The sequence below is a fragment of the Micromonospora sp. NPDC049107 genome (genome assembly GCF_040648595.1).
In the GTDB taxonomy this organism is placed as follows: domain Bacteria; phylum Actinomycetota; class Actinomycetes; order Mycobacteriales; family Micromonosporaceae; genus Micromonospora.
In genome coordinates this window covers 295282-321094 of record NZ_JBEZEC010000004.1, presented here as the reverse complement: position 1 = coordinate 321094, position 25813 = coordinate 295282, and the positions used below count along the sequence as shown (strand labels likewise).

The 25813-nt window shown below is 71.3% G+C and carries 26 protein-coding genes and 2 tRNA genes; 18 read left to right on the top strand and 10 right to left on the bottom strand.

Annotated features, from left to right (window positions below):
• Positions 1-79: 79 nt before the first annotated feature.
• From gyrA to AB0B55_RS12620, 6 genes are all read left to right on the top strand, one after another.
• Positions 80-2602, top strand: coding sequence for a DNA gyrase subunit A (gene gyrA, locus AB0B55_RS12645; RefSeq protein ID WP_357129297.1), 2523 nt, complete (start codon positions 80-82; stop codon positions 2600-2602).
• 4 nt (positions 2603-2606) lie between these two features.
• Positions 2607-3512, top strand: coding sequence for a DUF3566 domain-containing protein (locus AB0B55_RS12640; protein ID WP_357129300.1), 906 nt, complete (start codon positions 2607-2609; stop codon positions 3510-3512).
• Between the two features lie 153 nt (positions 3513-3665).
• Positions 3666-3739, top strand: a tRNA-Ile gene (locus tag AB0B55_RS12635).
• 42 nt (positions 3740-3781) lie between these two features.
• Entirely contained in the window at positions 3782-3910 is a 129-nt protein-coding gene (locus tag AB0B55_RS12630) for a DLW-39 family protein (RefSeq protein WP_007453934.1), read from the top strand.
• Positions 3911-3945: 35 nt separating this feature from the next.
• Positions 3946-4021 (top strand) — tRNA-Ala (locus AB0B55_RS12625).
• 78 nt (positions 4022-4099) lie between these two features.
• Positions 4100-4300, top strand: a complete 201-nt coding sequence (locus AB0B55_RS12620; RefSeq protein ID WP_357129304.1) for a hypothetical protein — start codon at positions 4100-4102, stop codon at positions 4298-4300.
• Positions 4301-4396: 96 nt separating this feature from the next.
• Here the strand turns inward: AB0B55_RS12620 and AB0B55_RS12615 are convergent, their stop codons facing one another.
• Positions 4397-4900 (bottom strand): MarR family transcriptional regulator, encoded by a 504-nt coding sequence (locus AB0B55_RS12615; protein ID WP_357129307.1) that lies wholly within the window; start codon positions 4898-4900, stop codon positions 4397-4399.
• A gap of 208 nt (positions 4901-5108) precedes the next feature.
• Here AB0B55_RS12615 and AB0B55_RS12610 point away from each other — a divergent pair, with 208 nt between their 5' ends.
• The gene (locus tag AB0B55_RS12610) at positions 5109-5597 is read left to right on the top strand and encodes a VOC family protein (protein WP_357129310.1); all 489 of its coding nucleotides are present in this window, start codon (positions 5109-5111) and stop codon (positions 5595-5597) included.
• Positions 5598-5897: 300 nt separating this feature from the next.
• Here AB0B55_RS12610 and AB0B55_RS12605 read toward each other — a convergent pair whose 3' ends face one another.
• Positions 5898-6629 (bottom strand): LPXTG cell wall anchor domain-containing protein, encoded by a 732-nt coding sequence (locus AB0B55_RS12605; RefSeq protein ID WP_357171743.1) that lies wholly within the window; start codon positions 6627-6629, stop codon positions 5898-5900.
• A gap of 105 nt (positions 6630-6734) precedes the next feature.
• Here AB0B55_RS12605 and AB0B55_RS12600 point away from each other — a divergent pair, with 105 nt between their 5' ends.
• The gene (locus tag AB0B55_RS12600; RefSeq protein WP_357171742.1) at positions 6735-7061 is read left to right on the top strand and encodes a hypothetical protein; all 327 of its coding nucleotides are present in this window, start codon (positions 6735-6737) and stop codon (positions 7059-7061) included.
• Positions 7062-7089: 28 nt separating this feature from the next.
• On the opposite strand, the gene AB0B55_RS12595 is transcribed toward AB0B55_RS12600, so the two are convergent.
• Positions 7090-7548 (bottom strand): hypothetical protein, encoded by a 459-nt coding sequence (locus AB0B55_RS12595; RefSeq protein ID WP_357171741.1) that lies wholly within the window; start codon positions 7546-7548, stop codon positions 7090-7092.
• 56 nt (positions 7549-7604) lie between these two features.
• Positions 7605-12050, bottom strand: a complete 4446-nt coding sequence (locus tag AB0B55_RS12590; protein ID WP_357171740.1) for an HAD-IC family P-type ATPase — start codon at positions 12048-12050, stop codon at positions 7605-7607.
• Between the two features lie 219 nt (positions 12051-12269).
• On the opposite strand from AB0B55_RS12590, the gene AB0B55_RS12585 reads away from it, so the two are divergent.
• From AB0B55_RS12585 to AB0B55_RS12565, 5 genes are all read left to right on the top strand, one after another.
• A complete protein-coding gene (locus tag AB0B55_RS12585; protein ID WP_357129325.1) occupies positions 12270-12530 on the top strand; it encodes a hypothetical protein in 261 nt (86 codons plus the stop codon).
• A 59-nt stretch (positions 12531-12589) separates the two neighbouring features.
• Positions 12590-13978, top strand: coding sequence for an MFS transporter (locus tag AB0B55_RS12580; RefSeq protein WP_357171738.1), 1389 nt, complete (start codon positions 12590-12592; stop codon positions 13976-13978).
• Positions 13979-14029: 51 nt separating this feature from the next.
• Complete coding sequence (locus AB0B55_RS12575; RefSeq protein WP_357129331.1) at positions 14030-14683, top strand: GAP family protein; 654 nt, start codon at positions 14030-14032, stop codon at positions 14681-14683.
• 82 nt (positions 14684-14765) lie between these two features.
• Positions 14766-14960: a hypothetical protein gene (locus AB0B55_RS12570; RefSeq protein ID WP_357129333.1), complete on the top strand. Its 195-nt coding sequence runs from the start codon at positions 14766-14768 to the stop codon at positions 14958-14960.
• A gap of 83 nt (positions 14961-15043) precedes the next feature.
• The gene (locus AB0B55_RS12565; RefSeq protein ID WP_357129854.1) at positions 15044-15592 is read left to right on the top strand and encodes a YbaK/EbsC family protein; all 549 of its coding nucleotides are present in this window, start codon (positions 15044-15046) and stop codon (positions 15590-15592) included.
• Positions 15593-15628: 36 nt separating this feature from the next.
• Here the strand turns inward: AB0B55_RS12565 and AB0B55_RS12560 are convergent, their stop codons facing one another.
• Genes AB0B55_RS12560 through AB0B55_RS12545 form a run of 4 tightly spaced genes read right to left on the bottom strand, consistent with a single transcriptional unit; the run spans position 15629 to position 19000 of the window.
• Complete coding sequence (locus AB0B55_RS12560; RefSeq protein ID WP_357171737.1) at positions 15629-16270, bottom strand: DsbA family oxidoreductase; 642 nt, start codon at positions 16268-16270, stop codon at positions 15629-15631.
• 20 nt (positions 16271-16290) lie between these two features.
• On the bottom strand, positions 16291-16719 hold the full coding sequence (locus AB0B55_RS12555; RefSeq protein ID WP_357129339.1) for a SufE family protein: 429 nt from the start codon (positions 16717-16719) through the stop codon (positions 16291-16293).
• A gap of 29 nt (positions 16720-16748) precedes the next feature.
• Complete coding sequence (locus tag AB0B55_RS12550; RefSeq protein ID WP_357129342.1) at positions 16749-17174, bottom strand: CBS domain-containing protein; 426 nt, start codon at positions 17172-17174, stop codon at positions 16749-16751.
• A 56-nt stretch (positions 17175-17230) separates the two neighbouring features.
• On the bottom strand, positions 17231-19000 hold the full coding sequence (locus tag AB0B55_RS12545) for a proline--tRNA ligase (RefSeq protein WP_357171736.1): 1770 nt from the start codon (positions 18998-19000) through the stop codon (positions 17231-17233).
• Between the two features lie 182 nt (positions 19001-19182).
• Between AB0B55_RS12545 and AB0B55_RS12540 the strand changes: the two genes are divergently transcribed.
• The gene (locus tag AB0B55_RS12540) at positions 19183-19713 is read left to right on the top strand and encodes a SigE family RNA polymerase sigma factor (RefSeq protein WP_357129348.1); all 531 of its coding nucleotides are present in this window, start codon (positions 19183-19185) and stop codon (positions 19711-19713) included.
• On the top strand, positions 19710-20879 hold the full coding sequence (locus tag AB0B55_RS12535) for a hypothetical protein (RefSeq protein WP_357171734.1): 1170 nt from the start codon (positions 19710-19712) through the stop codon (positions 20877-20879). Before AB0B55_RS12540 ends, AB0B55_RS12535 begins: the two co-directional genes overlap by 4 nt.
• A gap of 110 nt (positions 20880-20989) precedes the next feature.
• Here AB0B55_RS12535 and AB0B55_RS12530 read toward each other — a convergent pair whose 3' ends face one another.
• Positions 20990-22084: a hypothetical protein gene (locus tag AB0B55_RS12530; protein ID WP_357129354.1), complete on the bottom strand. Its 1095-nt coding sequence runs from the start codon at positions 22082-22084 to the stop codon at positions 20990-20992.
• The gene (locus AB0B55_RS12525; protein ID WP_357129357.1) at positions 22048-23187 is read right to left on the bottom strand and encodes a transporter substrate-binding domain-containing protein; all 1140 of its coding nucleotides are present in this window, start codon (positions 23185-23187) and stop codon (positions 22048-22050) included. The genes AB0B55_RS12530 and AB0B55_RS12525 overlap by 37 nt, the downstream gene beginning before the upstream one ends.
• Positions 23188-23531: 344 nt before the next feature.
• Here AB0B55_RS12525 and AB0B55_RS12520 point away from each other — a divergent pair, with 344 nt between their 5' ends.
• The 3 genes from AB0B55_RS12520 to AB0B55_RS12510 all read left to right on the top strand — a co-directional run bounded on the left by AB0B55_RS12520 (position 23532) and on the right by AB0B55_RS12510 (position 25738).
• A complete protein-coding gene (locus tag AB0B55_RS12520) occupies positions 23532-24299 on the top strand; it encodes an SGNH/GDSL hydrolase family protein (protein ID WP_357171732.1) in 768 nt (255 codons plus the stop codon).
• Positions 24300-24302: 3 nt separating this feature from the next.
• Complete coding sequence (locus tag AB0B55_RS12515; protein ID WP_357171730.1) at positions 24303-24749, top strand: hypothetical protein; 447 nt, start codon at positions 24303-24305, stop codon at positions 24747-24749.
• Positions 24750-24835: 86 nt separating this feature from the next.
• Positions 24836-25738 carry a sulfurtransferase gene (locus tag AB0B55_RS12510; protein WP_357129366.1) on the top strand — a complete coding sequence of 301 codons (903 nt, stop codon included), beginning with the start codon at positions 24836-24838 and terminating at the stop codon, positions 25736-25738.
• The last annotated feature ends 75 nt before the right edge of the window (positions 25739-25813 follow it).

The window sequence follows — 25813 nt, the reverse complement described above, 5'->3', positions numbered from 1 at the left end:
GAGTTATCCACAGCTTGACGGCTATCCACAGCCGTTATCCACAGCACGAAAACGACTCTGAGTCTGATAAGGGTATACAGTGACCGATTCCCCCGAGTCCACACCGAACGAGCCCGAGGTCCCCACCGAGGCCATCGCCGCGGTGGTCGCGCACGACCGGATCGAACCGGTCGGGCTCGAGGTGGAGATGCAGCGCTCCTACCTCGACTACGCGATGAGCGTCATCGTCGGGCGCGCGCTGCCGGACGTCCGGGACGGGCTCAAGCCGGTCCACCGCAAGATCCTCTACGCCATGTTCGACTCCGGCTACCGGCCGGACCGCGGCTACGTGAAGTGCTCCCGCGTCGTCGGCGACGTGATGGGCCAGTTCCACCCGCACGGCGACTCGGCGATCTACGACGCGCTGGTCCGGATGGCGCAGCCGTGGTCGCTGCGCTACCCGCTGGTCGACGGCAACGGCAACTTCGGCTCGCCGGGTAACGATCCGGCTGCCGCCATGAGATATACCGAGTGCAAGCTCGACCCCCTCGCGATGGAGATGCTGCGGGACATCGACGAGGACACCGTCGACCTGCAGGACAACTACGACGGCCGGGCCAAGGAGCCCACCATCCTGCCGTCCCGGATCCCCAACCTGCTGGTGAACGGCTCCGAGGGCATCGCGGTCGGCATGGCCACCAAGATCCCGCCGCACAACCTGCGCGAGATCGGCGCGGCGGTGCAGTGGTGCCTGGAGCACCCGGAGGAGGACGAGGAGACCACCCTCGAGGCGCTGCTCGGCATCGTCAAGGGCCCGGACTTCCCGACCCACGGTCTGATCGTCGGCACGACGGCGATCCAGGACGCGTACCGCACGGGTCGTGGTTCGATCCGGATGCGGGCCGTGGTGGAGGTCGAGGAGGACAAGCGGGGTCGTCCCTGCCTGGTCGTCAGCGAGCTGCCCTACCAGGTGAACCCGGACAACCTCGCCGAGCGGATCGCCGAGCTGATCAAGGAGGGCAAGCTCGCGGGGATCGCCGACATCCGCGACGAGTCCTCCGGTCGTACCGGTATGCGGATCGTGCTGGTGCTCAAGCGCGACGCGGTCGCCAAGGTGGTGTTGAACAACCTCTACAAGCACACGCAGCTTCAGGAGACGTTCGGCGCCAACATGCTGGCGCTCGTCGACGGGGTGCCGCGCACGCTCAACCTGGCACAGTTCATCAGGTACTACGTCGAGCACCAGATCGACGTGATCCGTCGGCGGACCGCGTACCGGCTGCGCAAGGCCGAGGAGCGGGCACACATCCTGCGCGGCCTGGGCAAGGCGCTGGACGCCCTGGACGAGGTGATCGCCCTGATCCGGCGGTCGCCGACGGTGGACGACGCCCGGCAGGGCCTGATCCGGCTGCTGGAGATCGACGAGATCCAGGCGACCGCGATCCTGGACATGCAGCTGCGCCGGCTCGCCGCCCTGGAGCGGCAGCGGATCATCGACGACCTGGCGAAGCTTGAGATCGAGATCGCCGACCTCAAGGACATCCTCGCCAAGCCCGAGCGGCAGCGGAAGATCGTCTCAGAGGAGCTGGGCGAGATCGTCGCCAAGTGGGGCGACGACCGGCGTACGCAGATCATTCCGTTCGACGGCGAGGTCTCGATGGAGGACCTCATCGCCCGGGAGGACGTGGTCGTCACGATCACCCGGACGGGGTACGCCAAGCGGACGAAGGTCGACCTGTACCGCTCGCAGCGCCGGGGCGGCAAGGGCGTCAGTGGCGCCACGCTGCGGCAGGACGACATCGTCAGCCACTTCTTCGTATGCTCCACGCACGACTGGATCCTGTTCTTCACGAACAAGGGCCGGGTGTACCGGGCCAAGGCGTACGAGTTGCCGGAAGCCAGTAGGGTAGCCAAGGGCCAACACGTGGCCAATCTGCTCGCCTTCCAACCGGATGAGCAGATCGCGCAGATCATCGAAATCCCGGACTACCAGGTAGCCCCCTATCTGGTACTGGCCACGAAGAACGGCCTGGTGAAGAAGACGCGGCTCGAGGAGTTCGACTCCAACCGTTCCGGCGGCATCATCGCGATCAACCTGCGCGATGAGGACGAGCTGGTCGGTGCTGCTCTGGTGGCGCCGGAGAACGACCTGCTGCTGGTCTCGAAGAAGGCGCAGGCCATCCGGTTCAACGCCTCGGACGAGGCGCTGCGGCCGATGGGTCGGGCCACCTCGGGCGTGATCGGCATGCGCTTCACGGACGACGATGTCCTACTCGCCATGGAGGTCGTCCGGGACGGTCTGGACGTCCTGGTGGCCACGAACGGGGGATACGCGAAACGTACCCCGATCGAGGAATACCCGGTGCAGGGCCGGGGAGGTAAGGGCGTGCTGACTGCGAAGATCACCGAACGGCGCGGTGGTCTGGTCGGTGCGGTGGTGATCGACCCGGACGACGAGTTGTTCGCGATCACCAGCAACGGTGGTGTCATCCGGACTCCGGTGAAGCCTGTACGCCGTACGCGTGACCGGAACACAATGGGGGTCAAGCTGATGGACCTCCCGGACGGCGTGACTATCGTGGCGATTGCTCGCAATGCCGACGAGCCTGACGAACAGGACTAGTTGAATGACGGAGACACAGGCGAAGTCGGGGAACACGGGGACCTCGGCCAACCCGGTCGACGAGGAGGCCGCCAAGGGCGGCACACCAGCGACCGGCCGCGCGGCCGTGGGCCGGGCCACGGTTCCCGCCGACGCGCCTGCCCCGAAATTCACCCGGGCTCCCGGCATGACACCCCCGCCGGAGCAGCCCGGCGAGGACGCGGGATCGGGTGACACCAAGGCCGAGAAGTCGGCCGGTGAGGCAGCGACGTCCACCGGGGCGGCCCCCACGGCGGCCGCCCCGAACCCGGCGCGGCCGACGACCACGCAGCCGATCAGCACCCGACCCGGTCAGGCGACATCGACCGGGGCTACTGGCACGCAGCCCCGGATCACACCGGGCATGACGCCGCCGGATCCGGGGCGTACGTCCACCGGTGGTCGCCCCGTGAGCGGTGGCGGTCTGCCGCCGGGGATCGGCAACCCGTCGGCCGTCGGGGCTGCCCGGGTCGGCGAGGCGGTCCGCGCCGCGCGGAGCTCGGTCAGCTCCGCGGCGTCCCGTGGGCCGCGCCGGGCCCGGCTGAACCTCAAGCGGATCGACCCCTGGTCCGTGATGAAGTTCGCGTTCGCCGTCTCGGTGGTGCTGTTCATCGTCGTGGTGGTCGCCACGTCGGTGCTCTACCTGGCGCTGGACGCGATGGGCGTGTTCCAGAGCGTCAACGACAGCCTCAGCGACCTGGTCAACGCGGGTGGTGGGCAGAGCACCAGCGGGTTCCAGATCACCGCCAAGGGCGTGATCCTCAGCTCGGCGCTGATCGGCCTGGTCAACGTGGTGCTGTTCACCGCGCTGGCCACGCTGGGCGCGTTCGTCTACAACGTCTGCGCCGACCTGGTCGGCGGGATCGAGCTGACGCTCGCCGAGCGGGACTGAGTGTGACCGGGGCGTCGGGGCCTCCGCGGAATGCGGTCGCTCCGACGCCCCGTACTCAGGTAGGTTTTGCGGGCGGCGACGACCCGGATCGCGCAGTCGGACCCCGATTTGGGGCCGGCGCGGCGGATGGGTTAATCTTGCTCGTCGCTACGCGGGGCTATAGCTCAGTCGGTTAGAGCGCAGAGCTGATAACTCTGAGGTCGATGGTTCGATTCCATCTAGCCCCACCGCACATCGTCCGACGGTAGTCGAGCGCAAGGGGTTGCCCCATGTTCAAGAAGCTGCTGATCCTGGCCGGCGTCGTCGGCGTGGCTGCCGTCGTCTTCAACAAGGTCAAGGCCGCCAACGACGAGCGCGCCCTCTGGCACGAGGCGACCACCGCGCCCGACCTGCGCTGATATCAAGATGGCGGCGATTTGGTCGCCGTCGTTGCGGGGCCCTAGCTCAACTGGCAGAGCACTGCCTTTGCAAGGCAGGGGTTAGGGGTTCGAGTCCCCTGGGCTCCACCAGCGCTTTCTTCGGCTGATCTCGGCCCTCGGTACAGCCAACCGGTCTGCGCTACGGTGCTCGCTGTGATCCGGCAAACCATGGCGGCCTCCGTAGACAAGCCGAGCGAGGTCGAGGCGGCTGAGGCCTGGTTGAACGCCAACCGAGACGCTCTCACCCACGCCGAAGAGGATGGCGGCTGCGGCTGCTGCGTCCGGGCCTGGAAGTTGGAAGGGCCTGCCGAGCTGTTGGCGACGATCCCCTACGAGGTCTCGGCCTCCTCCGACTGGGATACGGCCTAGCCGCTTCCTGGAAGCAGACCGACGGGTCGCGTCGCGGGCCCTACCACGACTCCCCGGCTGCGCCCGGCGGGAAGCGCCGCCCACCGCCACGCCGCCTCAGGCAGTCGAACCCTTCGACGTCTCACCGTGAGTGGTCATGGGTCGACGTGTGAGGTCCATTGCCTCGACTGCCGTTACCAGTGGCGCCAACTCGGGGTTCTTGGCGGCGTCGTCCAGCGCTTTCCGCAGGGCGGTGTCGTTGGTCGGCCGGGCCTCCCGCAGGAGCTTCAGGCCGGCGTCGGTGACGTCGGTGTAGATGCCGCGGCGGTCGGTCGGGCACAGGTAGCGGGAGAGCAGGCCACGGTCCTCCAGACGGGCGACCAGGCGGGTGGTGGCGCTCTGGCTCAGCACCACGGCGTCGGCGACCTGCTTCATCTGCAGATGGCCGCCTGCGCGGTCGTGCTGGCGGCTGAGCACGTCGAGCAACGAGTACTCCCGCACGCTGAGGTCGTGCGCGGACTGCAGAGCGCGCTCAAGGTGTGCCTCGATCCTGCCGTAGAGGAGGGAGAGGGCTGCCCATCCGCTGGCGAGGGCGGTTAGCGCGGGATCCGTGGCGGTCATGGTCCGGGTCTTCCTTTGGGGCGGGAGTTTCAGGGTAAGCCTGTTCCGGGAATGTCAGCTAGCGCCTACATCAGGCCCTTGCAAGCAAGTTTGGTGGCCGTCGCTGGATTCTCCACCCGGCCGCCGAACCGATCAGCCTGGTTCCTCGTGGAGCCGCCCGAACCTGGGCGTACCCGTTGAGGTGCCGGGCCACAGCGAAAGGTGCGTCATGACCGTCTCCGGCACTCCGATGAACCTCACCCGGGCCGCCCACGTCGGGATCTCAGTCTCGGATCTGGACGCCTCGATCGCGTTCTATTCCGCTCTCACCGGGCGGGAACCTGTGGCGGAGGGGACCATGGGCAGCGTGCGGTTCGGCATTACGCAAGGGCTGCCTACCGCGAAGCTGCGATACGCGACGATCAACCTGGACGGTCTCGGCATCGACCTGATCGAGTTCCAGGAGCCGGTCGGGGAACGCACGAACGGCATGGCGAACCGCCCCGGCTCCATGCATCTCTGCTTTCGGGTCGACGACTTCGACGCCGTGTACCAGCGGATGAAGGAAGCCGGCTACGACTTCCTCGGCGACGACTACACGTTCATCGCGGGCGAGGTCACCCCTGAGGCGGCGCTCGGCACCAAGGTCGCCTACTTCTCCGATCCGGACGGCACGAACCTGGAGATCATCGAGCCCAAGGGCGGCTTCGCGGGCTAGACAGCGGGCCCGCACCTCGCCGCCGATGGTCATCCGGTGCGCGGTTCACGGCAGGCGGGACTCACCTCTGGACGTCCGGAGGCGGGTCCCGCCTGCCGTATGGGCGACCCGCAGGATAATCGCCGCCGTCGGCGAGGGCCGTTCCCACAGTGGATCCTCGCCTGGGCGCCTCGACGAACTCTTCGGGCCTACCGCCAATTTGGCCGCTGACGACGACTCCGGTGGCCGCAACGGGTCGCTGACCTGCGCAAAGAAGCGCCCGGCCCGACGATGTGTCGGGCCGGGCGCGTCCGGATCGAGCTACGCGACGAAGCGGGAACGGCGACGGCGTGCGATCACGAAGCTCGCGCCGCCGACGAGCAGGAGCGCGCCGCCGATGCCGGCCACGGTCGCGGTGTCGGCGCCGGTCACGGGCAGTCCGCCACCATCACCGCCGGCAGCGACCGGGCTCGTGGAGGTGGCCGCAGTCGGCGCGACGGTCGACGTCGCACTCGCCGTGGGCGTGGGCTGCGTCGTCGTCGGCGACGTCGTCGGCGTCGGGGTGGGCTGCGCCGCGCAGTCGAGCGCACGGGCGGCGTACAGGCCCTCGTTCAGGTAGGCCAGGTAAGGGTCGACTGTTTCGGCGTCGAGCGTCTTCTGCGCGGCCTCCTTCACCTTGGGGCCGGCGCCGGTCATCGTCTGGCCAACCTTGATCCGCAGATCGATCGTCCAGACGGCCTGTGCGTCGTTCTTGAGCCAGGCGCGCAGATCCTCCGAGGTGCCGTCCAGCCGCTTCTGGGTGGCGTCCGGCAGGGTGGTCAGGGACTCCTTCTTCGCCGTGGCCTGGATCTGGTTGGCCAGCACGCGGAGCTGGGTTGCCGTGGCGGTGTCCAGGTCGAAGGTGAACAGCTCACGGATGTCCGTGAACGTCTTGCGCTCGACCGTCTGGCAGTTCTGGTCGAGCCCGGGCGACGCGCTCTGTGCCATCGCCGGTGCGGCCGGAACCATGAAGGCCAGGGCTATCGCGATGCCGGCCGGGATCTTGCCTCGCATGTGGATCGTCCTCCCCGTTGTCAATCAAAGCCTGGGGATACTACCGCCCACGGGCGTAGCGCATGGCCCCGCGTTTACCGGGACGGGAGGCGGGGATCCGCGATCGTGCGCATCGACGTGAACGAACCGAACTCGGCCGAGAATTTCTGGGAAGGGATGCGGGAGGCGGCCGCTGCCGCTACCCGGCACCAGGACGACGACCTGCTCGCAGCGGTCGTCAAGATTGGCAGATCCGCGCTGGCCCAGGGCGTCGAACTCGTGCCATCCTCCGGATTCTTTCTCGCGTGTCCGGTGTGCAGCGCCGCGTCGGGGCAGCACTGCATCAATTCGCCCGGTCACCCCCTTGGCGACGACAGACTTCATCCGGAACGCATCGAGTTGGCCGAGAAGGCGATGCGGGGGGAGGTGCCGCTCCCCGGGCCGCTGCGGTAATGGCGTGTCGGCTCGCGGGTCGTCCTTGTCAGGAGCGGGAGCGCCGCGCGCGCGTCAGCCGTTGGAAGCGCGGACCTGCCCGGAGCCACAGGAGCGACACCGCCAGTCCGATGGTTCCCATGGCGACGACGACCCCTCGGGACAGTTCGGTGTTGACCGGTTCCGGCATGCACCGGGACGGGGTGTAGTCGATGGTGAGTTGCTGGTGCAGCGGCGGTAGTCGCCGGTCGGGAAACGACCGTTCGTAGATGCCGCAGGTGGTGGGCCCGTCAACGGCGTCTACCCGCAGCAGCACGTAGGGGCCGTCGGCGGTCCGGGCCGGTTCCACCGCGATCACCGTCGCCGGCGTCAGCACGCCGACGGGTGGGGGCGGCTCGCGGTCGTCGGTGACACCCAGCAGTATCAGCAGGCCGCAGGGCAGCAGCAGCGCCAGCGGAAGACTTGGCCAGGCCTTCGGACGAGTTCCGTTGGCCAGGAACGACGGCATGCCGCCAGGCTAGTCAGCGAGATCAATGATGCCCGAGCCACCGGTCAGCGCTGCCGTCAGTCGCCGTCGACGGGCTGGGCGAGGTCGGGTCGGGCTGCCGGGAGATGCGCGACCAGCCTGGTGAGCGCGCCGTTGGCGAGGGTGGCGCCGAGCGCCGATCCGGCGCCGATGGTCCAGCCCACCGGCCCGAGCGGGGTGCAGCCGAAGAACTGACTCACACCCGGCGTCTGCACCACCACGACGAGCACTCCCAGCGACGCCGCCGTGGACGCCAGCACCGCCGGGCTGGTGCCTCCGGCCAGGATGGTCTGGCCGAGTTGGGTGCCGACCAGTGAGACGAGAGCGACGGTGCCGGCCCGGCGCTGCCGCCCGGTGTACCGGGCCAACGTCCAGCCGACCGTCGCGCCCAGCGTGGTGGACGCCGCGCGTAGGCCGATCTCCCTGCTGAGGGTCTCACCGAGGGACGCGTCCGGGCCCTCCCGAAGCAGTCCGTCGGTGCGGTCCGCGGCGGGTGGCCGGACCGCGATGGCCAGCGCCGGGGCCAGGTCGGTGAGCAGGTTGACCAGCAGCAGTTGCCGGCCGGTGAGGGCCGAGCGGCCGGTCGCCGCGGCGCTGAGCACGCTGAACGCGATCTCGCCGAGGTTGCCGCCGACGAGGATGCTCAGCGCGTGCCGGACCGAGGACCACATGGCACGCCCCTCGACCAGGGTGGCGATGATGGTCTCCAAGCGGTCGTCGGTGACCACCAGGTCGGCGGCCGCTCGGGCCGCCGGTGTGCCACGTTGGCCGAGGGCGATGCCGACGTCGGCCAGCCGGATCGCCGGGGCGTCGTTGGCGCCGTCGCCGGTCATCGCCACGGTCCGCCCGCACTTCTGCAACGCCTGGATGATCCGTACCTTGTGGGTCGGGGTGCAGCGGGCCACCACGTCGGTGGTGGCGAGCCGTTCGGCGAGCGCCTCGTCGTCCAGTTGGTCGAGTTCGGCGGCCGTGACCACCCGCTGCTCGTCGTGCTCGCTGATGGTGGCCGCGATGGCCTCGGCGGTGGCCGGGTGGTCGCCGGTGATCATGATGGTGTGCACGCCCGCCTGCCGGATGCGGCGTACCGCCGGGGCGGCGCTCTCCCGGACTCCGTCCGCGAGCGCCAGGAACCCCACGAAGGTCAGCCCCCGGACCTCGGAGTCGGTGATCTGCGCGGCGTCCACCTGGCACTCGGCGACAGCGAGGATCCGGTGCCCGGCGCCCGCCCGGTCGGCCAACACACGCTGAAGTTCCGCGCGGCCGGCGTCGTCAAGCGGCTCCCGTCGGCCGTCGGTACGCCGGTTCACGCACCGGGGCAGCACCGTCTCGGGGGCGCCCTTGACGCTCAACAGCAGGCGTCCGTCGGTCTCGCCGACGGTGGCGTGGTAGCCGCGGGACGGCTCGAACGGCAGCCCGCCGACCGCGCGCCAGCCGGTCGCCCCGGTCTGCTCGACAACCTGAGCCGTGGCGGCGCCCCGCCGAACCGCCCGGTCGGTCTGCAACGCCAACTCTTCCGGATCGGCCGCCGCCGGGGTGGCCCGCAGCGCGGTGGCGAGAGTCGACCGCAGGCGGTCATCGAGCCGGTCCACCGGCGCGTACCGGTCGCCGACCCCGTCGCCGACCCCCGCGAGGAGCAACTTGCCCTCGGTGAGGGTGCCGGTCTTGTCGAAGCAGAGCACATCCACCCGGCCCAACGCCTCGATGGTGCGCGGATTGCGGACCAACGCGCCGTGCTCGGCGAGGCGCCGGGCCGCCGCCAGTTGCGCGGCGCTGACCAGAAACGGCAGCCCCTCCGGCACCGACGCCACGGCCAGGTTCGCGGCGGTCGCGGCCGTTTCGGCCAGGGGTACGCCCCGGAGCAGTCCCGCCCCGGCGACGGCGATCGCCGAACCGGCGGCCAACGGGATGGCGGCGCTGGTCAACGAGCCGAGTCGAGCCTCCACCCCGCTCGTCGGGGGCGCCTGGCGGACCAGCGCCAGACTGCGGCCGGACTCGGTGTCGGCCCCGGTCGCCACCACGACGGCGGTGCCGTGGCCGGCGGCGACGGTGGTGCCCTCGTACAGCATCGAGTGGCGGTCGGCGATGGCCGCGGCGACGACCGCCCGGTTGCTCTTGGCGACCGGCAGCGACTCGCCGGTCAGCGACGACTCGTCCGCCTCCAATCCCACCGATTCGAGCACCCGGCAGTCGGCCGGTACCGAGTCACCCGGTTCGAGGGAGATGACGTCGCCGAGCACCAGGTCCTCGGCCGCGACGACCTGCTCGGCTCCGTCCCGGCGGACCCGGGCGGTCACCGCCGAGCGCGACAGCAGCTCCGCCAGCGAACGTTCGGTGTTGCGCTCGTGCACGGCGCCGACCAGTGCCGACCCGCCGACGACGCTGCCGACCAGCGCGGCGTCGACGAGTGAGCCGAACGACGCGGACAGCACCGCCCCGGCCGCCAGCACGGGTGTGAGTGGGTTGGACAGCTCGTCCAGGAACGCCCGCAGCAGCCCACCACCGCTGGGCGTGCCGCCGCCCGTGCCGTTGTCGTCATGCCGGCGGTGCGCCTCCGCGCTGGTCAACCCGTCGGGTGTGGTGTCCAGGCGGTCCAGCACGGTCCGTACCGGCATCAGGTGCCAGGCGGTCGCCACCGGCGCCGGCGCGTCCGACCGGTCGGGTAGCCGGTGGGCCCGCCAGACCCCGTTCGCGAACGCCAGCGCGGCCGCGCCGTTGACCGCCACGAGGGCCCGATGTGGCAGTTGGGCCGGCGGCGCGGTGAACGCGCCCAGCGCACCCAGTCCGGTGCCCGCCATGGCGAGCCGGATGTTCTGCTGGGTCATCCGCCGGGCTGCCCCGGTCGCCTCGACCAGCAGTGCCACCACCCGAAGGTCGGCGCCGACCAGCAGGTGCGCTCCCCACGGGGGCAACTCCTCGGCGGCCGACATGCCGAGCCCGCAGTCGGACGCGCCGAGCGCCGCCCGGTCGCCGGAGACCAGCATGACCACCGCGCCGTCGCGCTGGAGCGCGCGTACGGAGTCGGCCAACCGGTCTCCACCGGGCAGCAGCGTGTCGGCGAAGTCGTACCGCTGCTCGTCGCCCCCGGCCACGACCAGCCTCAGTCCGGCGTGCCGCGCGGCGGCGGGTAGACCGTCGACTCCGGGCGCGGGCTCCGGTTCGACCCGCAGCAGCGCGGCCAGTCGTCCCGCGTTGGTCAGCCCGAGCAACTGCCCGCCCGCCGTACGCAGCCGCTCGCCGTCCGGTACGTCGCCGCGGGCGTCCTCGGGCAGCCGGTCCAGGGGTGCGAGCCGCCAACCGTCGGACTCCCGCGCGGTGGTCGGGTCGGCGGGGTCGAACAGCTCGAACGCCCGCTCCGCCACCTCGTCGACGTCCGCGTCGGCGGCCGGGGCCAGATCGGCGAGTACGCCCCGCTCCGACCCGAGCATTGCGGCGTCCAGCACCAGCGTGTCGATCCGGTCCAACTGCCGCAGCACACTGCGGTCCATCGCGATCACCCCGCGCCGGGCGAGGACTCGGCCGAGCTGCGCCGCGTACCCCTCCCGTCCGCTGCCCGGGGCCTTCGGTAGCGCGGAGAGTCCCAGCGCGGCGGCCCGTTTGGGTCCGGCGAGCGGCGTCGCCGCGGCTGCCGCCGCCGCGCCCGCGGCGAGCACCCGGTTGATGTAGCGCTCGACCGGGCCGTCCGGTTTCGGGCAGGGGCGCTCTACCGCCGGCCACCGGGCGGTGGCACGTTCCGGGTCACCGGTCAGCCGTGGCTCGGCCTCCTCCCAGGCGGCGAGCTGGGCCCGCGCCTCGCCCCACTGCACCATCCGTTGGGCGCCGTCGAGGACTATCCCCGTCCACCTGCCGGTCAGGCCCTGCACGACGGCTTCGGCCAGCGGGAAGATGACGTCGGCGCGGGGGTCGGAGCGCAGTCGTCTACCGACGAAGGCGTGCAGTTTCGGTTGCAGGTCGGCGGCGGCCAGCAGGCCGGCGACCTCACCGGGCAACGGTGTGAACGGCAGGATGCGGGTGGCCGCCGAGATGGTCAGACCCAGCGCGTCCGAGGCGAGCGCGCCGAGGGTGCGCGGCGTACGCGGCCCCTCTTCCGGCGGGTGCGGGGGTGGGATCTCCGGGTCGGGCTCGTGGTCACAGGTCCGCTCGACCCGGCTGATGGCGGCGATGAGGTCGCGCAGCCTCGGCTCGGGGGCCTGCACGGCCACCACGACCCGACCCGAGGGTGCGTTCACCCGGGCCCAGGCGACTCCGGGAAGCCGTTCCAGCGCGGCCTCGACCTGCCGGGCCAACCGGTCGCCGCCGTCCTGGCAGACACCGTGTACCTCGATGTGGTGGCGGCCCGGGCGCGACCAGACCCGGCGTCGGCTGAGGCCGGCGGTCCGGGCCAACCGGGTCGCGGCCGACCCGACGGTCCGGGACGCCTCACCGACCAGGTGCGGTACGCCGATGGACGGCAGGAGGCGGCCGGCGGCACGACCCGCCGCCGTCATCGAGGCGTACGGCCGGACGGACGCCGACCCGACTCCCCGTTGCCGATTGTTGTGCCGTCGGTCATCTCGTCCTCCCGCCGCCCTCGCGTCCGGCGGCCTGGCTTCCCGACCTGGCGTCCGTTATGCCCCTCGGCGGACCGGAACTTTGCGCGGCGGGCTGCGCATGGACGGGGTGGCCGGTGGAATCCGACGACCAGCACCGGACACGGGGAGGCCGGAATGAGCACGCTGACGCGACACCTCAACGGTTCACGCGAGAACGTCCAGATGTACAGCCGGCGGGTCGAGCTGCCCATACTGGGCGAGGTGGCCGTACCGCCACCGGACAAGGTCGCCTACTACGCCGGGCTCGGGGTCCTGGCCGCGTTGCAGGTGATCGAGTGGCCGCTCGCCCTGGTGATCACCGCCGGGCATCTCCTCGCGGACCAGCACTTCTCGGGACTGGTACGCGGCGTCGGGGAGGCGATCCAGGAAGCCTGACGAGATCCGGGTCACGCCCCGGTTGACATGAATCCGGGTTGAGGTCGCAGGCTCGGTGCATGTCGAGCCGAACCGCCACCCTCGCCCCAGCGCCCGTCGGGCTGTTCACGTCTCGGCTGCGGGCGATGACGGTCGGCAGCGTGGCGCTGGTGTCGCTGCTCGCCTTCGAGGCGCTGGCGGTGGGCACGGCCATGCCGACCGTGGCGCGCAGTCTGGACGGGCTGGCGTTGTACGGCATCGCGTTCGGCGGCCCGTTCGCCGCCGGTGTGCTGGCGATGGTCGTCTCCGGCATCTGGTGCGACGCGCGGGGACCCCGGGGGACGATGTGGCACGGCGTCGCCTGGTTCGTGGTGGGACTGCTGATCGCCGGTACGGCGCAGGCGATGACGGCACTGGTGGTCGGCCGGGTGGTGCAGGGCTTCGGCTCCGGGCTGCTCTCGGTCGCGCTCTACGTCATCGTCGGGCAGGCGTACCCGGAGGAACTGCACCGGCGGATCTTCGCCGCGTTCGCGGCGGCGTGGGTCGTACCCTCGCTGGTCGGGCCGGCGCTGGCCGGGCTGATCGTCGAGTACCTGGGCTGGCGGTGGGTCTTTCTCGTGGTCCCGGCGGTGGCCGTCCCGGCGGTGCTGCTGATCCAGCCGGGCCTGCGGTCGCTCGACGCGACCGTGGCGACGCGGCCGCCGGTCGGCGCGGTCGCCCGCATCGGTTGGGCCTGCGGGGCGGGCGCGAGCGCCGCACTGTTGCACATCGGGGGGCAGCAGCGCGGCGTGGCGGCCCTGACGGTGATCGCGCTCGCCCTGGCCGGTCTGGTGATCTGCGCTCCGCGCCTGCTACCAGCCGGGTTCCTCCGGGCGGGCCGGGGGCTGCCCACCGTCGTCGGTCTGCGGGGTCTGGCGTCGGCGGCGTTCGTCGGCGCCGAGGTGGTCATCCCGTTGATGCTGTCCCGGGAGCGGGGACTGTCGCCGACCGCCGCCGGGCTGGTCCTCACCGTGGGCGCGCTGGCCTGGTCGGTGGGCTCCTGGATACAGGGTCGAATTCCGGTGCCGGCCTCCCGGGCCAGCCTGCCGCGCGTCGGCCTGTGCGCGATCACGGCCGGTACGGCGACGGTGGCGCTGGCCGTCCGACCCGAGGTGCCGGTGGCCGTCGCCGTGCTGGGCTGGGCGGTCGCCGGGCTCGGCATGGGGCTGCTCTACCCGTCGTTGTCGGTGCTCACGTTGGAGCTGTCCGCACCCGGTGAGCAGGGCCGCAACAGCTCGTCGCTGCAACTGGGCGACTCCCTCTTCGCGGCGACCGTGCTGGCGCTCACCGGCGCCGTTCTGGCTGCGGGGAGCGCGCCCGGCCCGTCGAGCTATCTGGTGACGCTCGTGGTGGCGGCTGGTCTGGCGTTGTTCGGCGCGTTGCTGGCCGGCCGGGTGGTGGTGCCGGGGAGTACCCGGCCGGGCGGGTGATCCACCGCCGATTCGGCGCATCGGTCCCGGTCGGGCGTCAGGATGGCAGCGGTGAGCTTCCTGACCGTCCTGCCGCTGGCCGTGGTGATGGTCGCCGGGACCCAACTGGTCGTGGCGATCTTCCTCGCCTCGTCCGACCGGCCCCGGGCCGCGTCGTCCGGCTTCCTCGCCGGCGCCGGACTGGTGGTGGTCGCCGGCGTGACGGTGAGCTGGTTGCTGACCCGGGTGCTGGGCGGGCTGGCGAACGACGCCAGCACGGCCGCCCGCAAGGTCGACAGTGGTCCGGCCATCGACCTGGTGGTCCTCGCGCTGCTGGTGGTCATGGCCGTGGTGATCTGGGTACGCCGCGACCGCTCCGGGCCGCCACGATGGCTGGGCAGCGTCAGTCACGCCGATCCGCGCTGGGCGGCGCGTACGGGCGCGCTGCTCTTCGTGGTGACACCCACCGACGACCTCACCATGGCCACGGTGGGCGCGACCGTGGCCCGGCACGACCTTCCGTGGTGGCACCTGGTGCCGTTCGTGCTGCTCACCGTGCTGCTGCTCGCCGTGCCGCTGCTGGCGCTGGTGCTGCTCGGGTCGAAGGCCGCGCGGGTGCTCGCCCGGATGCGGAGCTGGGCCGAGGGGCACGCGTGGATCGTCAACGAGATCGTGATCGCGTTCTTCGCGCTGCTCACGGTGTTGGACCTGGTCAAGTCGAGGTGAGGTCCCGGTGCCCCGGACACGTACGGGGGAACCGCGCGGAGATGAGAGATGCGCCGGTTCACGTTCGTCTTACGGTGACGCCATGTTCGTTGTCGTCACCACGGTGATCCTCTACGTCTTCGGTTTCGTGTTCCTCTACGGCGTGATCCGGCTGGGCGTCCGGCACGCGCTGGAGGACCTGGAGCTTCAGCGGGCCCGGGCCCGACGCGAAGAGGAGCTGGCGGCCGACCGCGACCGCTCGTTCATGCGCAACAACGCGTTCCTCGCGGGCAGTTGAGCCGCGACGTGGACGTGGCGTCGCGGGACGTCGCCGGTGTCGACGGGCGATCCGGCGGCACGGGTGCGAGGATCGCATCCGTGATGGGAACGTTGAAGACCGAACCGGCCCGTGCCCGCCTCGATCTGCTCGCCCCGCCGGTCGCGGAGGCCATCGCCCAGTGGCCCGCCGAAGCGCCGGTCGACGTCGACGACGTGCTGGTCGCGCCGATCGACGCCGACCTCGCCGACACGGCGGAGTTCTGTGCCGCGTACGAGGTGGGGTTGGACGTGTCGGCCAACTGCGTCGTGGTGGCCGGCAAGCGCGAGGGTGTGGTCCGTTACGCGGCCTGCATCGTGCTGGCGACCACGCGGGCCGACGTGAACGGGGTGGCCCGCAGGGCGCTGGACGTCCGCAAGGCGAGCTTCGCCCCGATGACCGACGCGGTCGAGTTGACCGGCATGGAGTACGGCGGCATCACCCCGATCGGGCTGCCGGCGCAGTGGCCGATCCTGGTGGACGCGCGGGTGATCGCCACCCCGCACGTGATCATCGGGTCCGGCGTACGGCACAGCAAGATCGCGCTGCCCGGACCGGCGCTGGGCGCACTGCCCGGCGCGCAGGTGGTGGAAGGCCTGGCCAGGCCGGCCTGACCAGGCATCAGCATCGATACCGTTGCACGTGAAACATCACGCCTGACCGGCAGCGGCCTCCCGCTGTTCGACCTCGGCCAGCGCGGCGAGCAGCGTGGACGTCTCCTGGGCGCCGCTTAGCGCGTACTTTCCGGCCAGCACGAACGTCGGCACGCTGGTGATGCCCAGGTCACGGGCGGCGGCCAGGTCGGCGGCGAGTTCCGCGGTCCGCTCGTCGGAGTCGAGGAACCGGCGGGCGTCGGCGGCGTCCAGGCCGATCGAGCCGGCGATCGTCGCCAACACCTCCCGGGAGCCGATGTCGAGACCCTTCGTGAAGTGCGCCTGGAACAGGGCGTCCACCATCTCGGCCGCCCGGTCGCGCTCGGTGGCGTAGCCGACCAGCCGGTGCGCGTCGAAGGTGTTCGCGGCCACCGCGTGGTCGTAGTCCAGCCGGAGCCCGTCGCCCGCCGCGACCTGGACCACCCGCTCGACCATCTGCCGCGCCCGGTCGGGACCGCCGAACTTGTCGGCCAGCGCGTCGACCACCGGGAGCGGTTCGGGCACCGGCGACGGGTCGAGCTGGAACGGCCGGTAGCGGACGGTCACCTCACCGTCGTAGCGGGCAAGTGCCTCGTCCAGGCGACGCTTGCCCAGGTAGCACCACGGGCAGACCACGTCCGCGTAGATCTCGATCTCCATGATCGGTGGCAACTGCCCGCTCAGCCGAGTTGTTCCCGGACCTGCCGCTTGAGCCGGCCCAGGATCGCGGTGCCCCCGCGTACCCGCAGCGGACTGATCGCCTGGGCCAGGCCCATCCGCTGGTAGAGATCGTCCGGAACCGCCAGCACCTCCTCGGCGCTCGCGCCGGCCAGCCCCTCGGCGAGGATCCCGGCGAACGCCCGGGTGGTCGGCGCCTCCGGCGGGCAGTCGAAGAGCGTCTCGACCACCCCGTCCGGCGTCACGGTGGCGCGCAGGAAGAACGCGGTCTGGCACTCGGGCACCTGCTCCATGCCCTCGCGCGCGGTGTCGTCGTCCGGCAGCAGGGGAATGACGTCCGCGTACTCCAGCAGCATCTCCAACACCAGGTCGCGCGGCGCGGCGGCGAACTCGTCGACGATCTCGGCCAGTCGGGCCGGCATGTCAGCCATGAGTCGAGGCTACCGCCGGCGCCGACGGCTCACGTGGTCGGCGACTGTTCGCTGATCTCACTCAATGCGCTGGTCGGGTCGAGCTGCATGGCCAGGTCACCGAGCGAGACGATGCCCACCAGCTTGCGGTCGCTGTCGCAGACCAGCACCCGCCGGATACCCCGGTCCCGCATGAGCGCCGCGGCCTCCCCGGCCGTGCAGTGCTGCTCGATCATGACCACCTCGCGGGTGACGATCGAGCCGATGGTGGTCGACGCCGGAGACGCGTTCTCGGCGACCGCCCGGACCACGATGTCCCGGTCGGTGAGCATGCCGGCGAGGGTGGCGCCGTCGGTGACCACCACGTCGCCGATGTCCGCCTCCTTCATCACCCTGGCCGCCTCGTCCAGGGTGGTCTCCGCCGACAGGTACACGACCTGCTTGGTCATCACGTCGCTGACCCGGTAACCGGTCATGAGATCCTCCGAAGACGCTTCACCCGATCCGACTGCACTACCCCGTGACGCGGCGGCTACACCAGGTTCGCACGCTCGCGGCCGACCTCGTCGACGATCCGCTCCACCACGGCGTCCACCGGCAGTTCCGTCCGCCGGTCACCGGCCCGCTCGCGCAGCTCGACGTACCCGTCGCTCAGACGGCGGCCGACCACGACGGCGCGCGGGATGCCGATCAGCTCGGCGTCGGTGAACTTCACCCCGGCCGAGACGTGCGTGCGGTCGTCGACCAGCACGCGCACGCCGGCGGCGGCCAACCGCCCGCCGAGGTCCAGCGCCGCGTCGAGCTGCGGGCCCTTGCCCGCCACCACCAGGTGTACGTCGCACGGCGCGACCGCCGCCGGCCAGCGCAGCCCACGCTCGTCGTGGTGCTGCTCGGCGATGGCCGCGACCGCTCGGGAGATCCCGATGCCGTAGCAACCCATGGTGGGTCGGACCGGCTTGCCGGCCGGCCCGAGCACGTCGACGGCGAACGCGTCGGTGTACCGGCGACCGAGCTGGAAGATGTGCCCGATCTCGATGCCCCGCCGGATGGTCAGCTCGCCGTCGGCGCAGTCGGGGCAGGCGTCGCCGGCACGTACCTCGGCCGCCTCGATCGTGCCGTCGGGCGTGAAGTCCCGGCCGCAGACCACGTCGGTGGCGTGCCGACCCGGCTCGTTCGCGCCCGTCAGCCATGCCGAGCCGGTCACCACCCGGGGATCGACCAGGTAGCGGATGCCCAGCTTGGCGAGCACCTGCGGGCCGAGGTAACCGCGTACCAGCTCCGGATGGTCGGCCCACTCCTCGAAGACCGTCACCTGCGCCGGCTCCAGCGCGGCGGCGAGCCGCTTCAGGTCGACCTCCCGGTCCCCGGGCAGCCCGACCACCAGGGGTTCGGCGCGGTCCGCCCCGGGCTGACGCACGGTCAGGACGACGTTCTTCAGGGTCTCGGCGGCGGTCCAGTCGTCGCGGTCACCCAGCCGCCGGCTGTTCGCCAGCTCGACCAGGCTGGCGATCGTCGGAGTCTCCGGGGTGTCGTGCACCTGCGCCGCCGGCTTGGCGTCGAGGTCGCCCGCAGCGGGCGCGCGGGTGACGACCGCCTCGGTGTTCGCCGCGTAGTCGCAGGCGGTACAGCCGACGAAGGTGTCCTCGCCGACCGGCGTCGAGGCCAGGAACTCCTCCGACGCCGAGCCGCCCATCGCGCCGGACATCGCGTGCACCACCGTGTGGTCCAGGCCCAGCCGATCGAAGATCCGCTGGTACGCCGCCCGGTGCCGGGCGTACGCATCCCGCAGGCCCGCCTCGTCCAGGTCGAAGGAGTACGCGTCCTTCATCAGGAACTCCCGGCCGCGCAGCACACCGGCCCGGGGCCGCGCCTCGTCGCGGAACTTCGTCTGCACCTGGTAGAGCGTCACCGGGAAGTCCCGGTACGAGGTGAACACGTCCTTGACCAGCAGCGCCGCCATCTCCTCGTGGGTGGGCGCCAACAGGTGCTCGGCGCCGCGCCGGTCGGCGAGGGTGAAGAGGAGGTCGCCATACTCCGTCCACCGGCCGCTGGTGCGGTACGGCTCGGCGGGCAGCAGCGCCGGGAAGTGCACCTCCTGGTCGCCGATCGCGTTCAGCTCTGCGCGCACCACCTCGGTGATCCGGTCCAGCACCAGCTTGCCCAGCGGCAGCCACGTGTAGCCGCCCGGCGCGGCGCGGCGGATGTACCCGGCGCGCAGCAGCAGCCGATGGCTCGGCACCTCCGCGTCGGCCGGATCCTCGCGCAGGGTCCGCAGCAACAGGGTCGACATGCGTAGCAGCATTCGCGCAGCCTAGGGCCGGGCTGATCGTCCAGGCGACCCAATTCGCCCAGCGCGCCACCGGCCGGCCAGTCTCGTCGCGGTCGTCGAAACTGACCCGTCCGGGCGGCAACCACCGTTGCCCAGGGCGACGTCTGGAGAAGCATCATGTCTCTCCCGCACCACTACCCCAAGGATCGGCACGTGTGGACCCTCTGCTGAGTGAGTTCGACTCGTTCGTCCGTACCCGTACCCCGGCGCTGTTGCGCTCGGCCTACCTGCTCACCGGCGACCAGCACCTGGCCGAGGATCTCGTCCAGTCGGCGTTGGCCCGGACCCACCGCTCCTGGAGCCGCCTGCACCACAGCGGCAACGCCGAGGCGTACACCCGCAAGACCATGTACCACCTGCAGGTGTCCTGGTGGCGCCGCCGTCGGATACCCGAGTCGATGCCGGGCGACCTGCCCGAGCCACGCGGAGGCGGCTCGACCCCCGACCACGCCCACCAGACCAGCCTGCGACTCACCCTGCGGGCGGCGCTGGCGAAGCTCTCCCCGAAACAACGTGCCGTGCTGGTGCTGCGGTTCTTCGAGGACCGCACCGAGGCGGAGGCCGCCGACCTGCTCGGTGTCACGGTCGGCACCGTGAAGAGCCAGACGGCCAAGTCCCTGGCCAGGTTGCGCGCCGTGGCACCCGAGCTCGCCGAGCAGTACGTCCTGGAAGGAAGCAACCGATGAACGACGAGCGCCTCCGGCTCGACCTGGCTGCCCTGGCCGACGAGGTCACCTCGGTCGACCTGCGGGACCGTACGCTGCGCACGTCCCGCCGGCTCGGCGTCCAGCGCGCGGTGGCCACCTCGGCCGCTGCTCTGGTGCTGATCGCGGCGGCGGCCGGCACCGCGTTCGCCATCCGGCCGGACCAGTCCCCGAACCCGCTGCCCGCGGACGGCCCGTCGGTCACCGCAGCGCCGACGCAGTCGCCCGCCCCGACGCCGTCAGTCAGCGTCGACGCCCCCGGCAGCCCGCCGCCCAGCAGCGGGTCCGGCACGAACGCCCCGGCCGTAGAGTTCGGGAAGCTCTTCTACGGCCGCTCCTCGGGGGTCGACGCCAGGAACGCGAATCTACGGTCCTGGCGCCCGGGGGACAGTGTGGTGCGACTGGCGGCTCTGCCGGACCCCGCGGCGTCGATCCGCGCGAACATCTCGCCGAACGGGCACCGGGTTGCCTGGGTGCAGCTCGACGCCGACGGCAACACCAACCTCTACACGGCCAACGTCGACGGCTCAGACCGGCAGCAGATGCGCAAGGAGGTCGAGCAGACCTGCGTCAACCCGGTCTGGTCGCCGGATGGGCGGTACCTGCTGTTCCGCGAGTGGGATCCGACGGTTGGGCCTGGCCGGGTTGGGGTGCTGGACACGCAGTCACCCAAGAAGACCGTGCGCTGGTGGGCCAACAAGAACACGGGATGTGGTGCTCGTTGGTCGTTTGACGGCGAGGTCATCGCGATGATCAACACCGATGGTGGTGTGACCCTCTTCGACAGCAGCGGCAACCGGAAGCGGGACATGCCGGGGCTGGGCCCGACGGGCACCTGGCGAAACGGGGACGTCACCAGCCTCTCGCCGAATGGCGATCGCGTCGCCCTGTACCAACCCGACCCCGGCAGCGAGTACGGGAACGTCGGCGTGGTGCGCGATACCCGAACGGGCGAGGAGATCCGACTGCCACTCGAGGGCCGAAAGTCGCGGCAGGTGTTCTTCCGCACTGACGGTTCGATGCTCGTGCGGGTCCAGTCCGGCAGCGGGTACGCCGTGCTGTTGGTGGACGAGAACGGCAAGAAGATCGCCGAGACCGCCGAACCGGCCAGCCTGAAGGACATTCGGATCCTCGCCGTCGTGAACTGACGACGGGCGGGAAAGGGCGGGTCATCCTCGGGTGGCCCGCCCTTTTGAGGTCCGCGTGACGGTCGTCGTCACGGCGTTGATCACGGCTGGCGAGCTGCCTCTCCGCGCTGTCATCCGGTGCCGGGAAGGCGGCCCTCGCAGCGCACGTCCGGATCGACCACCGGCCGGCGGGGCATCATCCAGTCCAGGGCGGTCTCCTCCACCGGCCAACCGCCCACCGAAACGAGGCTGTACGGCACCGCCGCCGCCTGCGGGCAGAGGACCTGCGACTCGACCCAGTCGTTGGGCAGGAACCGCACGGCGGCCGTGCGGTCCAGCACGATCGTCGACGTGTCGGTGACCGTGATGAGCGCCCCGAGCACCACCTCCCGGCCGCCCTCGGCCGTACCGTCGCGGGCCGCGGTGCCAGCGCTCGCCGCCGGGGACGTCGAGGCAGGCGTCGGGCTCGTGGTCGGGCTCGGGGTCGCCGTCTCGGTGGTGTGCTTCGGAAGCACCTCGATCGCGGCGGTGGGCAGCACCGGCACCCGGAGGAAGACCGCGCCCATCACCACGGGGAGCACGGCGGCGACCGTGAACGCCAGGCCGTGGGTCAGCGTCGGGGCGATCCAGTCGGGGATCGGGCCGGTGAGCAGCAGGGTGGCGGCGGGCGGGACCGCCAACAGGGCGGCGGTGGCCAGCTCGCCCTCCCGGTACGCCGTCCAGATCGCCGGGCCGAGCACGCTGTACGCCAGGACCGCCGCCGCCAACGGCAGGGCCACGCTGACGAACAGGATGCGCATTGGCTGATCCGGGTGCAGGTAACGGGTCCGCAGCGCCAGCAGCCAGAGGCCGAGCATCAGCAGCGACGGTAGGAAGCGGAGCTGCCAGGTGAGCGCCCCCAGCGCGACCGCCGCGCTGATCACCCACCCGGGGGTACGTGCCGTCCCCGAGGCGAGCAGTGAGCGTTCCGGGTCGAACCGGTCAGGAGCGCTGAGCCGGAGCAGTCGACCGAGGACGCCGAAGGTGAGCACGACGACGGGGAACGCCCACACCAGGGCGATCAGGAGGGCGCTGAGCAGGCCGAGCGGGCTGACGTACTGGACCAGCAGCAGCATCGTGGACATGTCCTGCTGGCTGAGCTGCCAGAGCCGCAGCACCAGCAGGAGGACGGGGAAGGCGGGTAGGAGGGTCAGCAGCCACTGTTGCGCCTGCCGCGCCCCCGCCATCCGACGCGGGCGAACGGCCCAGTGTGAACCGGTGACGACCCGGGGTGCGCCGGGGGCGGCAGGGCGATCCTCTCCCACGGCCACTGTCGCACCTCCACCTTCCTCGGATCGGGTTGCTGCTGCTCCGCGACCGGCTGCGGGAGGTTGTATCCCTGCTGCCATCGGAGGTTGGCGTTGAACGCGTTCTCCCAGGCCGAGTTCTCCTCGTCCTTGGCCGACTCGTAGAGAGCCAGGTCGACCAGGTCGAGCAGGGCCTTGTTGGGGCCGGTGTTGACGCCCCACCGCTCCTGCGGCGACGAGCCGATGTCCCAGTGCCGCAGCGGTTTGACGTTCTTCAGGGTCACGGTGAACCGCTGGCCGTCGTCGCCCGGCCGGTCACCGGTGACGAAACCGGCGAGGATCGCCGCGTCGGTGGTGACCGCCTGCACCTTGCCGTCGTACATCTCCTGGATGCACTCGCTGATCCGGTTCCGGCCCACCGGCGTCGCGCCGGCCTCGGCGAGGCGCTGGATGGACGTCGAGGTCGTCAGCGAGCAGACGGTCAGGCCGCGCAGGTCCTCCAGGCTGCTCACCTGGCCCTTGAAGTCCTCCAACGTCACCACCGACTGCTCGGTATGCAGGTACGCGGCCGAGAAGACCGCGCCCTCCTCCCGGCGCTTGTCGTTGATGCTGTACGAGGCGATGACCAGGTCGACGGTGACGAAACCCTCGCCGTCCTGGGCCTGCCGGCGGGCCCGGTCCTCGCTCTCGATCGGCACGAAACGCACCTGCGAGTGGTCGAAGCCGAGATAGCTCGCGATCATGTACGCGATGTCGACGTCGAAGCCCTTCCAGACGTTGTTCGGAAGGCGCTGTGAGATGCCCGGCTGGTCGTCCTTCACTCCGATGATGAGCTGCTGCTTGCCCTTGAGGTGCGCGTCCTCCAGCAACTCGTCCCGGGTCGGCGGACCCATGGCGAGGACGATCGGGACCAGGGCGGCGGCCAGCACGGCCAGCGCGACGACGAGCCCCACGAGTCGGATCTGACGGGTCCGCGTGGTGCGCGACGGTGTGTCCGCCGCCGGTGCCGGCCCGGCGGGGCTCGGCTCGCTTGCCTGACTCAACTAGGCCCTCCCCGCTACCCGGCCCGGTGACCGGCCCTCCATTGTGGGGCCTGCTGGCGAGCGAGGGCACCCCGACATCCGCCGGATTGGCGACACCGTCCCGGGCCGCAGTTGCGGTTGATCGACACGAGTTCGCCGAAGTCGGGGTATCAACTCGACTCCGATACCCCCAAATCAGCGACCTCGTGTCGATCAAGGCGGTCGAGCCCGGCGCTGGGCTCGAGCACGGCCCTCGATCGAGGCGCGCGCATGACCTCCGCCACGTCGGCCGGTCGGGGCACCGGCCGACGCGCCTGCGGTGAAAGACTGTCGCCGCAGGCAACGGGTGGCGTGAGGGGGCGCGGGTGCGCTGGCGCAGTTTTGTCGCGGTCGGGGACAGCTTCACCGAGGGTATGGACGACGCGTACCCGGATGGCACCTTCCGGGGTTGGGCCGACCTGGTCGCGACCCGGCTCGCCGCCGAGGCGGGCCCCGACTTCCGGTACGCGAACCTGGCCATCCGGGGTCGGCTCTTCCCGAGCGTGGTCGCCGAGCAGGTGCCCTCCGCGGTGGCGATGAGGCCCGACCTGATCAGCTTCGCGGCCGGCGGCAACGACGTGCTGCGCCGCACCTTCGATCCGGAGACGCTGGTCTCCCGCTTCGACGATGTCGTCCGGCAGCTCCGCTCGGGCGGCGCGGACGTGCTGCTCTTCCGATTCGCGGACGTGATGGCACGCCTGCCCGGCCAGCGTCTCGTCGCTCCCCGGGTGCAACTGCTCAACCAGGCGGTCGGCGAGACCGCCGCGCGGCACGGCGCGATCCTGGTCGACCTGTACGCCGACGACACGTTCCTCAACCCGATGCTGTGGAGCACCGACCGGCTGCACCTCTCCCCGGCCGGTCACCGACGGGTCGCCGGGCAGGTGTTGAACGCGCTCGGCGTGGGCTGTGACGAGGAGTGGCTGCTGGTCCCGCCGCACCCGGCGCCGTCGCCGTGGCTCGCCGCGCGTGCGTCCGACCTGCGCTGGGCCGGGCAGTACCTGGCCCCGTGGATCAAGCGGCGGCTCACCGGCCGGTCGTCCGGCGACACGGTGACCGCGAAGCGCCCGCTGCTCGGGCCGATCGTCGACTGAAACGTGCGCACGTTGCACACCGCGCCGCTGCTGCGCCGCGAACGGGACGGCGAGCCGGTGCCGGAGCACGGCGTGCTGGTCAGCGGCGACCGTATCGAGGCGGTCGGCTCGCTGGCCGAGTTGACCGAGGCCCACCCGGAGGTACGGGTCCGTCGCTGGCCCGGCACGCTGGGGCCGGGCCGGCTGTGGGCCGAGCCCTTGCCGGCAGCGCCCACCCCGCGCGAGCGGGTGCACGCGCTGCTGCGTACCGGAGTGACGGCGGTACTGGCCGACCGTCTGGCCGATCCGGCACTACGGGGCGCCGTCGACCGCAGTGACCTGCTGGTGCTGGCCGGACCAGTGGCACCGACCCTGGTGACCGGTGGTCGGGCGGACCTGTCGGTGCACGACGTCGACGGAACCTGCCTCGCGACCGTGGTCGCCGGCCGGATCGTGCACCGACGCGCCTGAACGCGCGGCGTTAGCTGCGACACCCCTGACCCCCCCGATCCCCGATGGCGGACCGCCCGGCGGTGTCGCGGCGTACCTTGGGGCTCATGTCTGTGCCGAACGATCCTGATCCCCGCCTCCAGTCGTACGCCGACCCGCGGCGGCTGGTCACCACCGACTGGTTGGCCGAGCACCTGGGCGACGAGGGCCTCGTCGTGGTCGAGTCCGACGAGGACGTCCTGCTCTACGAATCCGGTCACCTTCCCGGCGCCGTCAAGGTCGACTGGCACCTCGACCTGAACGACCAGGTCACCCGGGACTATCTCGACGCGACCAGCTTCGCCGAGATGTGCGCCGCGAAGGGCATCGGTCGGGGCGACACCGTCGTCTTCTACGGCGACAACTTCAACTGGTGGGCCGCGTACGCCCTCTGGGTCTTCTCGCTCTTCGGCCACGCCGACGTGCGGCTGCTCGACGGCGGCCGGCAGAAGTGGGTCGCCGAGGGGCGAGAGCTGACCCGCGACAAGCCGGCCCGGCCCCGCGCCGACTACCCGGTGCCGCTGCGGGACGACGCGCCGCTGCGCGCGTTCCGCGAGCAGGTGATGGCCCACATCGCGGTGGGCCGGCCGCTGGTCGACGTCCGGTCCCCGGGCGAGTACACCGGCGAGATGCTGCACATGCCGGACTACCCGCAGGAGGGCGCGCTGCGGGGCGGGCACATCCCGGGCGCGGTCAACAAGCCGTGGAAGTCCGCCGCGAACGAGGACGGGACGTTCAAGTCCGCCGACGAGCTGAAGGCGATCTACGCCGACCAGCTCGGGCTCAGCCCGGACGACGACGTGATCGCGTACTGCCGGATCGGCGAGCGGTCCAGCCACACCTGGTTCGTGCTGCGGCACCTGCTCGGCTACCCGCAGGTGCGCAACTACGACGGCTCGTGGACGGAGTGGGGCAACCTGGTCCGGGCGCCGGTGGTGAAGGGCGACCAGCCCGGCGGCATCGCCGCCTGAGACGCAAGCTCGGCCGGCTGAGCACACCACGCTGCTCAGCCGGCCAGTACCAGCACGCCCGCTCTTCCGCCGGCC

Bases quoted from the DNA above. Each gene is read 5' to 3' on its own strand.
- AB0B55_RS12640 (WP_357129300.1), top strand. From the start codon at position 2,607: ATGACGGAGACACAGGCGAAGTCGGGGAACACGGGGACCTCGGCCAAC.
- AB0B55_RS12580 (WP_357171738.1), top strand. From the start codon at position 12,590: ATGTCGAGCCGAACCGCCACCCTCGCCCCAGCGCCCGTCGGGCTGTTC.
- AB0B55_RS12630 (WP_007453934.1), top strand. From the start codon at position 3,782: ATGTTCAAGAAGCTGCTGATCCTGGCCGGCGTCGTCGGCGTGGCTGCC.
- AB0B55_RS12560 (WP_357171737.1), bottom strand. From the start codon at position 16,270: ATGGAGATCGAGATCTACGCGGACGTGGTCTGCCCGTGGTGCTACCTG.
- AB0B55_RS12610 (WP_357129310.1), top strand. From the start codon at position 5,109: ATGACCGTCTCCGGCACTCCGATGAACCTCACCCGGGCCGCCCACGTC.
- AB0B55_RS12535 (WP_357171734.1), top strand. From the start codon at position 19,710: ATGAACGACGAGCGCCTCCGGCTCGACCTGGCTGCCCTGGCCGACGAG.
- AB0B55_RS12550 (WP_357129342.1), bottom strand. From the start codon at position 17,174: ATGACCGGTTACCGGGTCAGCGACGTGATGACCAAGCAGGTCGTGTAC.
- AB0B55_RS12565 (WP_357129854.1), top strand. From the start codon at position 15,044: ATGGGAACGTTGAAGACCGAACCGGCCCGTGCCCGCCTCGATCTGCTC.
- AB0B55_RS12530 (WP_357129354.1), bottom strand. From the start codon at position 22,084: ATGGCGGGGGCGCGGCAGGCGCAACAGTGGCTGCTGACCCTCCTACCC.
- AB0B55_RS12605 (WP_357171743.1), bottom strand. From the start codon at position 6,629: ATGCGAGGCAAGATCCCGGCCGGCATCGCGATAGCCCTGGCCTTCATG.
- AB0B55_RS12620 (WP_357129304.1), top strand. From the start codon at position 4,100: ATGGCGGCCTCCGTAGACAAGCCGAGCGAGGTCGAGGCGGCTGAGGCC.
- AB0B55_RS12570 (WP_357129333.1), top strand. From the start codon at position 14,766: ATGTTCGTTGTCGTCACCACGGTGATCCTCTACGTCTTCGGTTTCGTG.
- AB0B55_RS12555 (WP_357129339.1), bottom strand. From the start codon at position 16,719: ATGGCTGACATGCCGGCCCGACTGGCCGAGATCGTCGACGAGTTCGCC.
- AB0B55_RS12590 (WP_357171740.1), bottom strand. From the start codon at position 12,050: ATGACGGCGGCGGGTCGTGCCGCCGGCCGCCTCCTGCCGTCCATCGGC.
- AB0B55_RS12545 (WP_357171736.1), bottom strand. From the start codon at position 19,000: ATGCTGCTACGCATGTCGACCCTGTTGCTGCGGACCCTGCGCGAGGAT.
- AB0B55_RS12510 (WP_357129366.1), top strand. From the start codon at position 24,836: ATGTCTGTGCCGAACGATCCTGATCCCCGCCTCCAGTCGTACGCCGAC.
- AB0B55_RS12615 (WP_357129307.1), bottom strand. From the start codon at position 4,900: ATGACCGCCACGGATCCCGCGCTAACCGCCCTCGCCAGCGGATGGGCA.
- AB0B55_RS12595 (WP_357171741.1), bottom strand. From the start codon at position 7,548: ATGCCGTCGTTCCTGGCCAACGGAACTCGTCCGAAGGCCTGGCCAAGT.
- AB0B55_RS12585 (WP_357129325.1), top strand. From the start codon at position 12,270: ATGAGCACGCTGACGCGACACCTCAACGGTTCACGCGAGAACGTCCAG.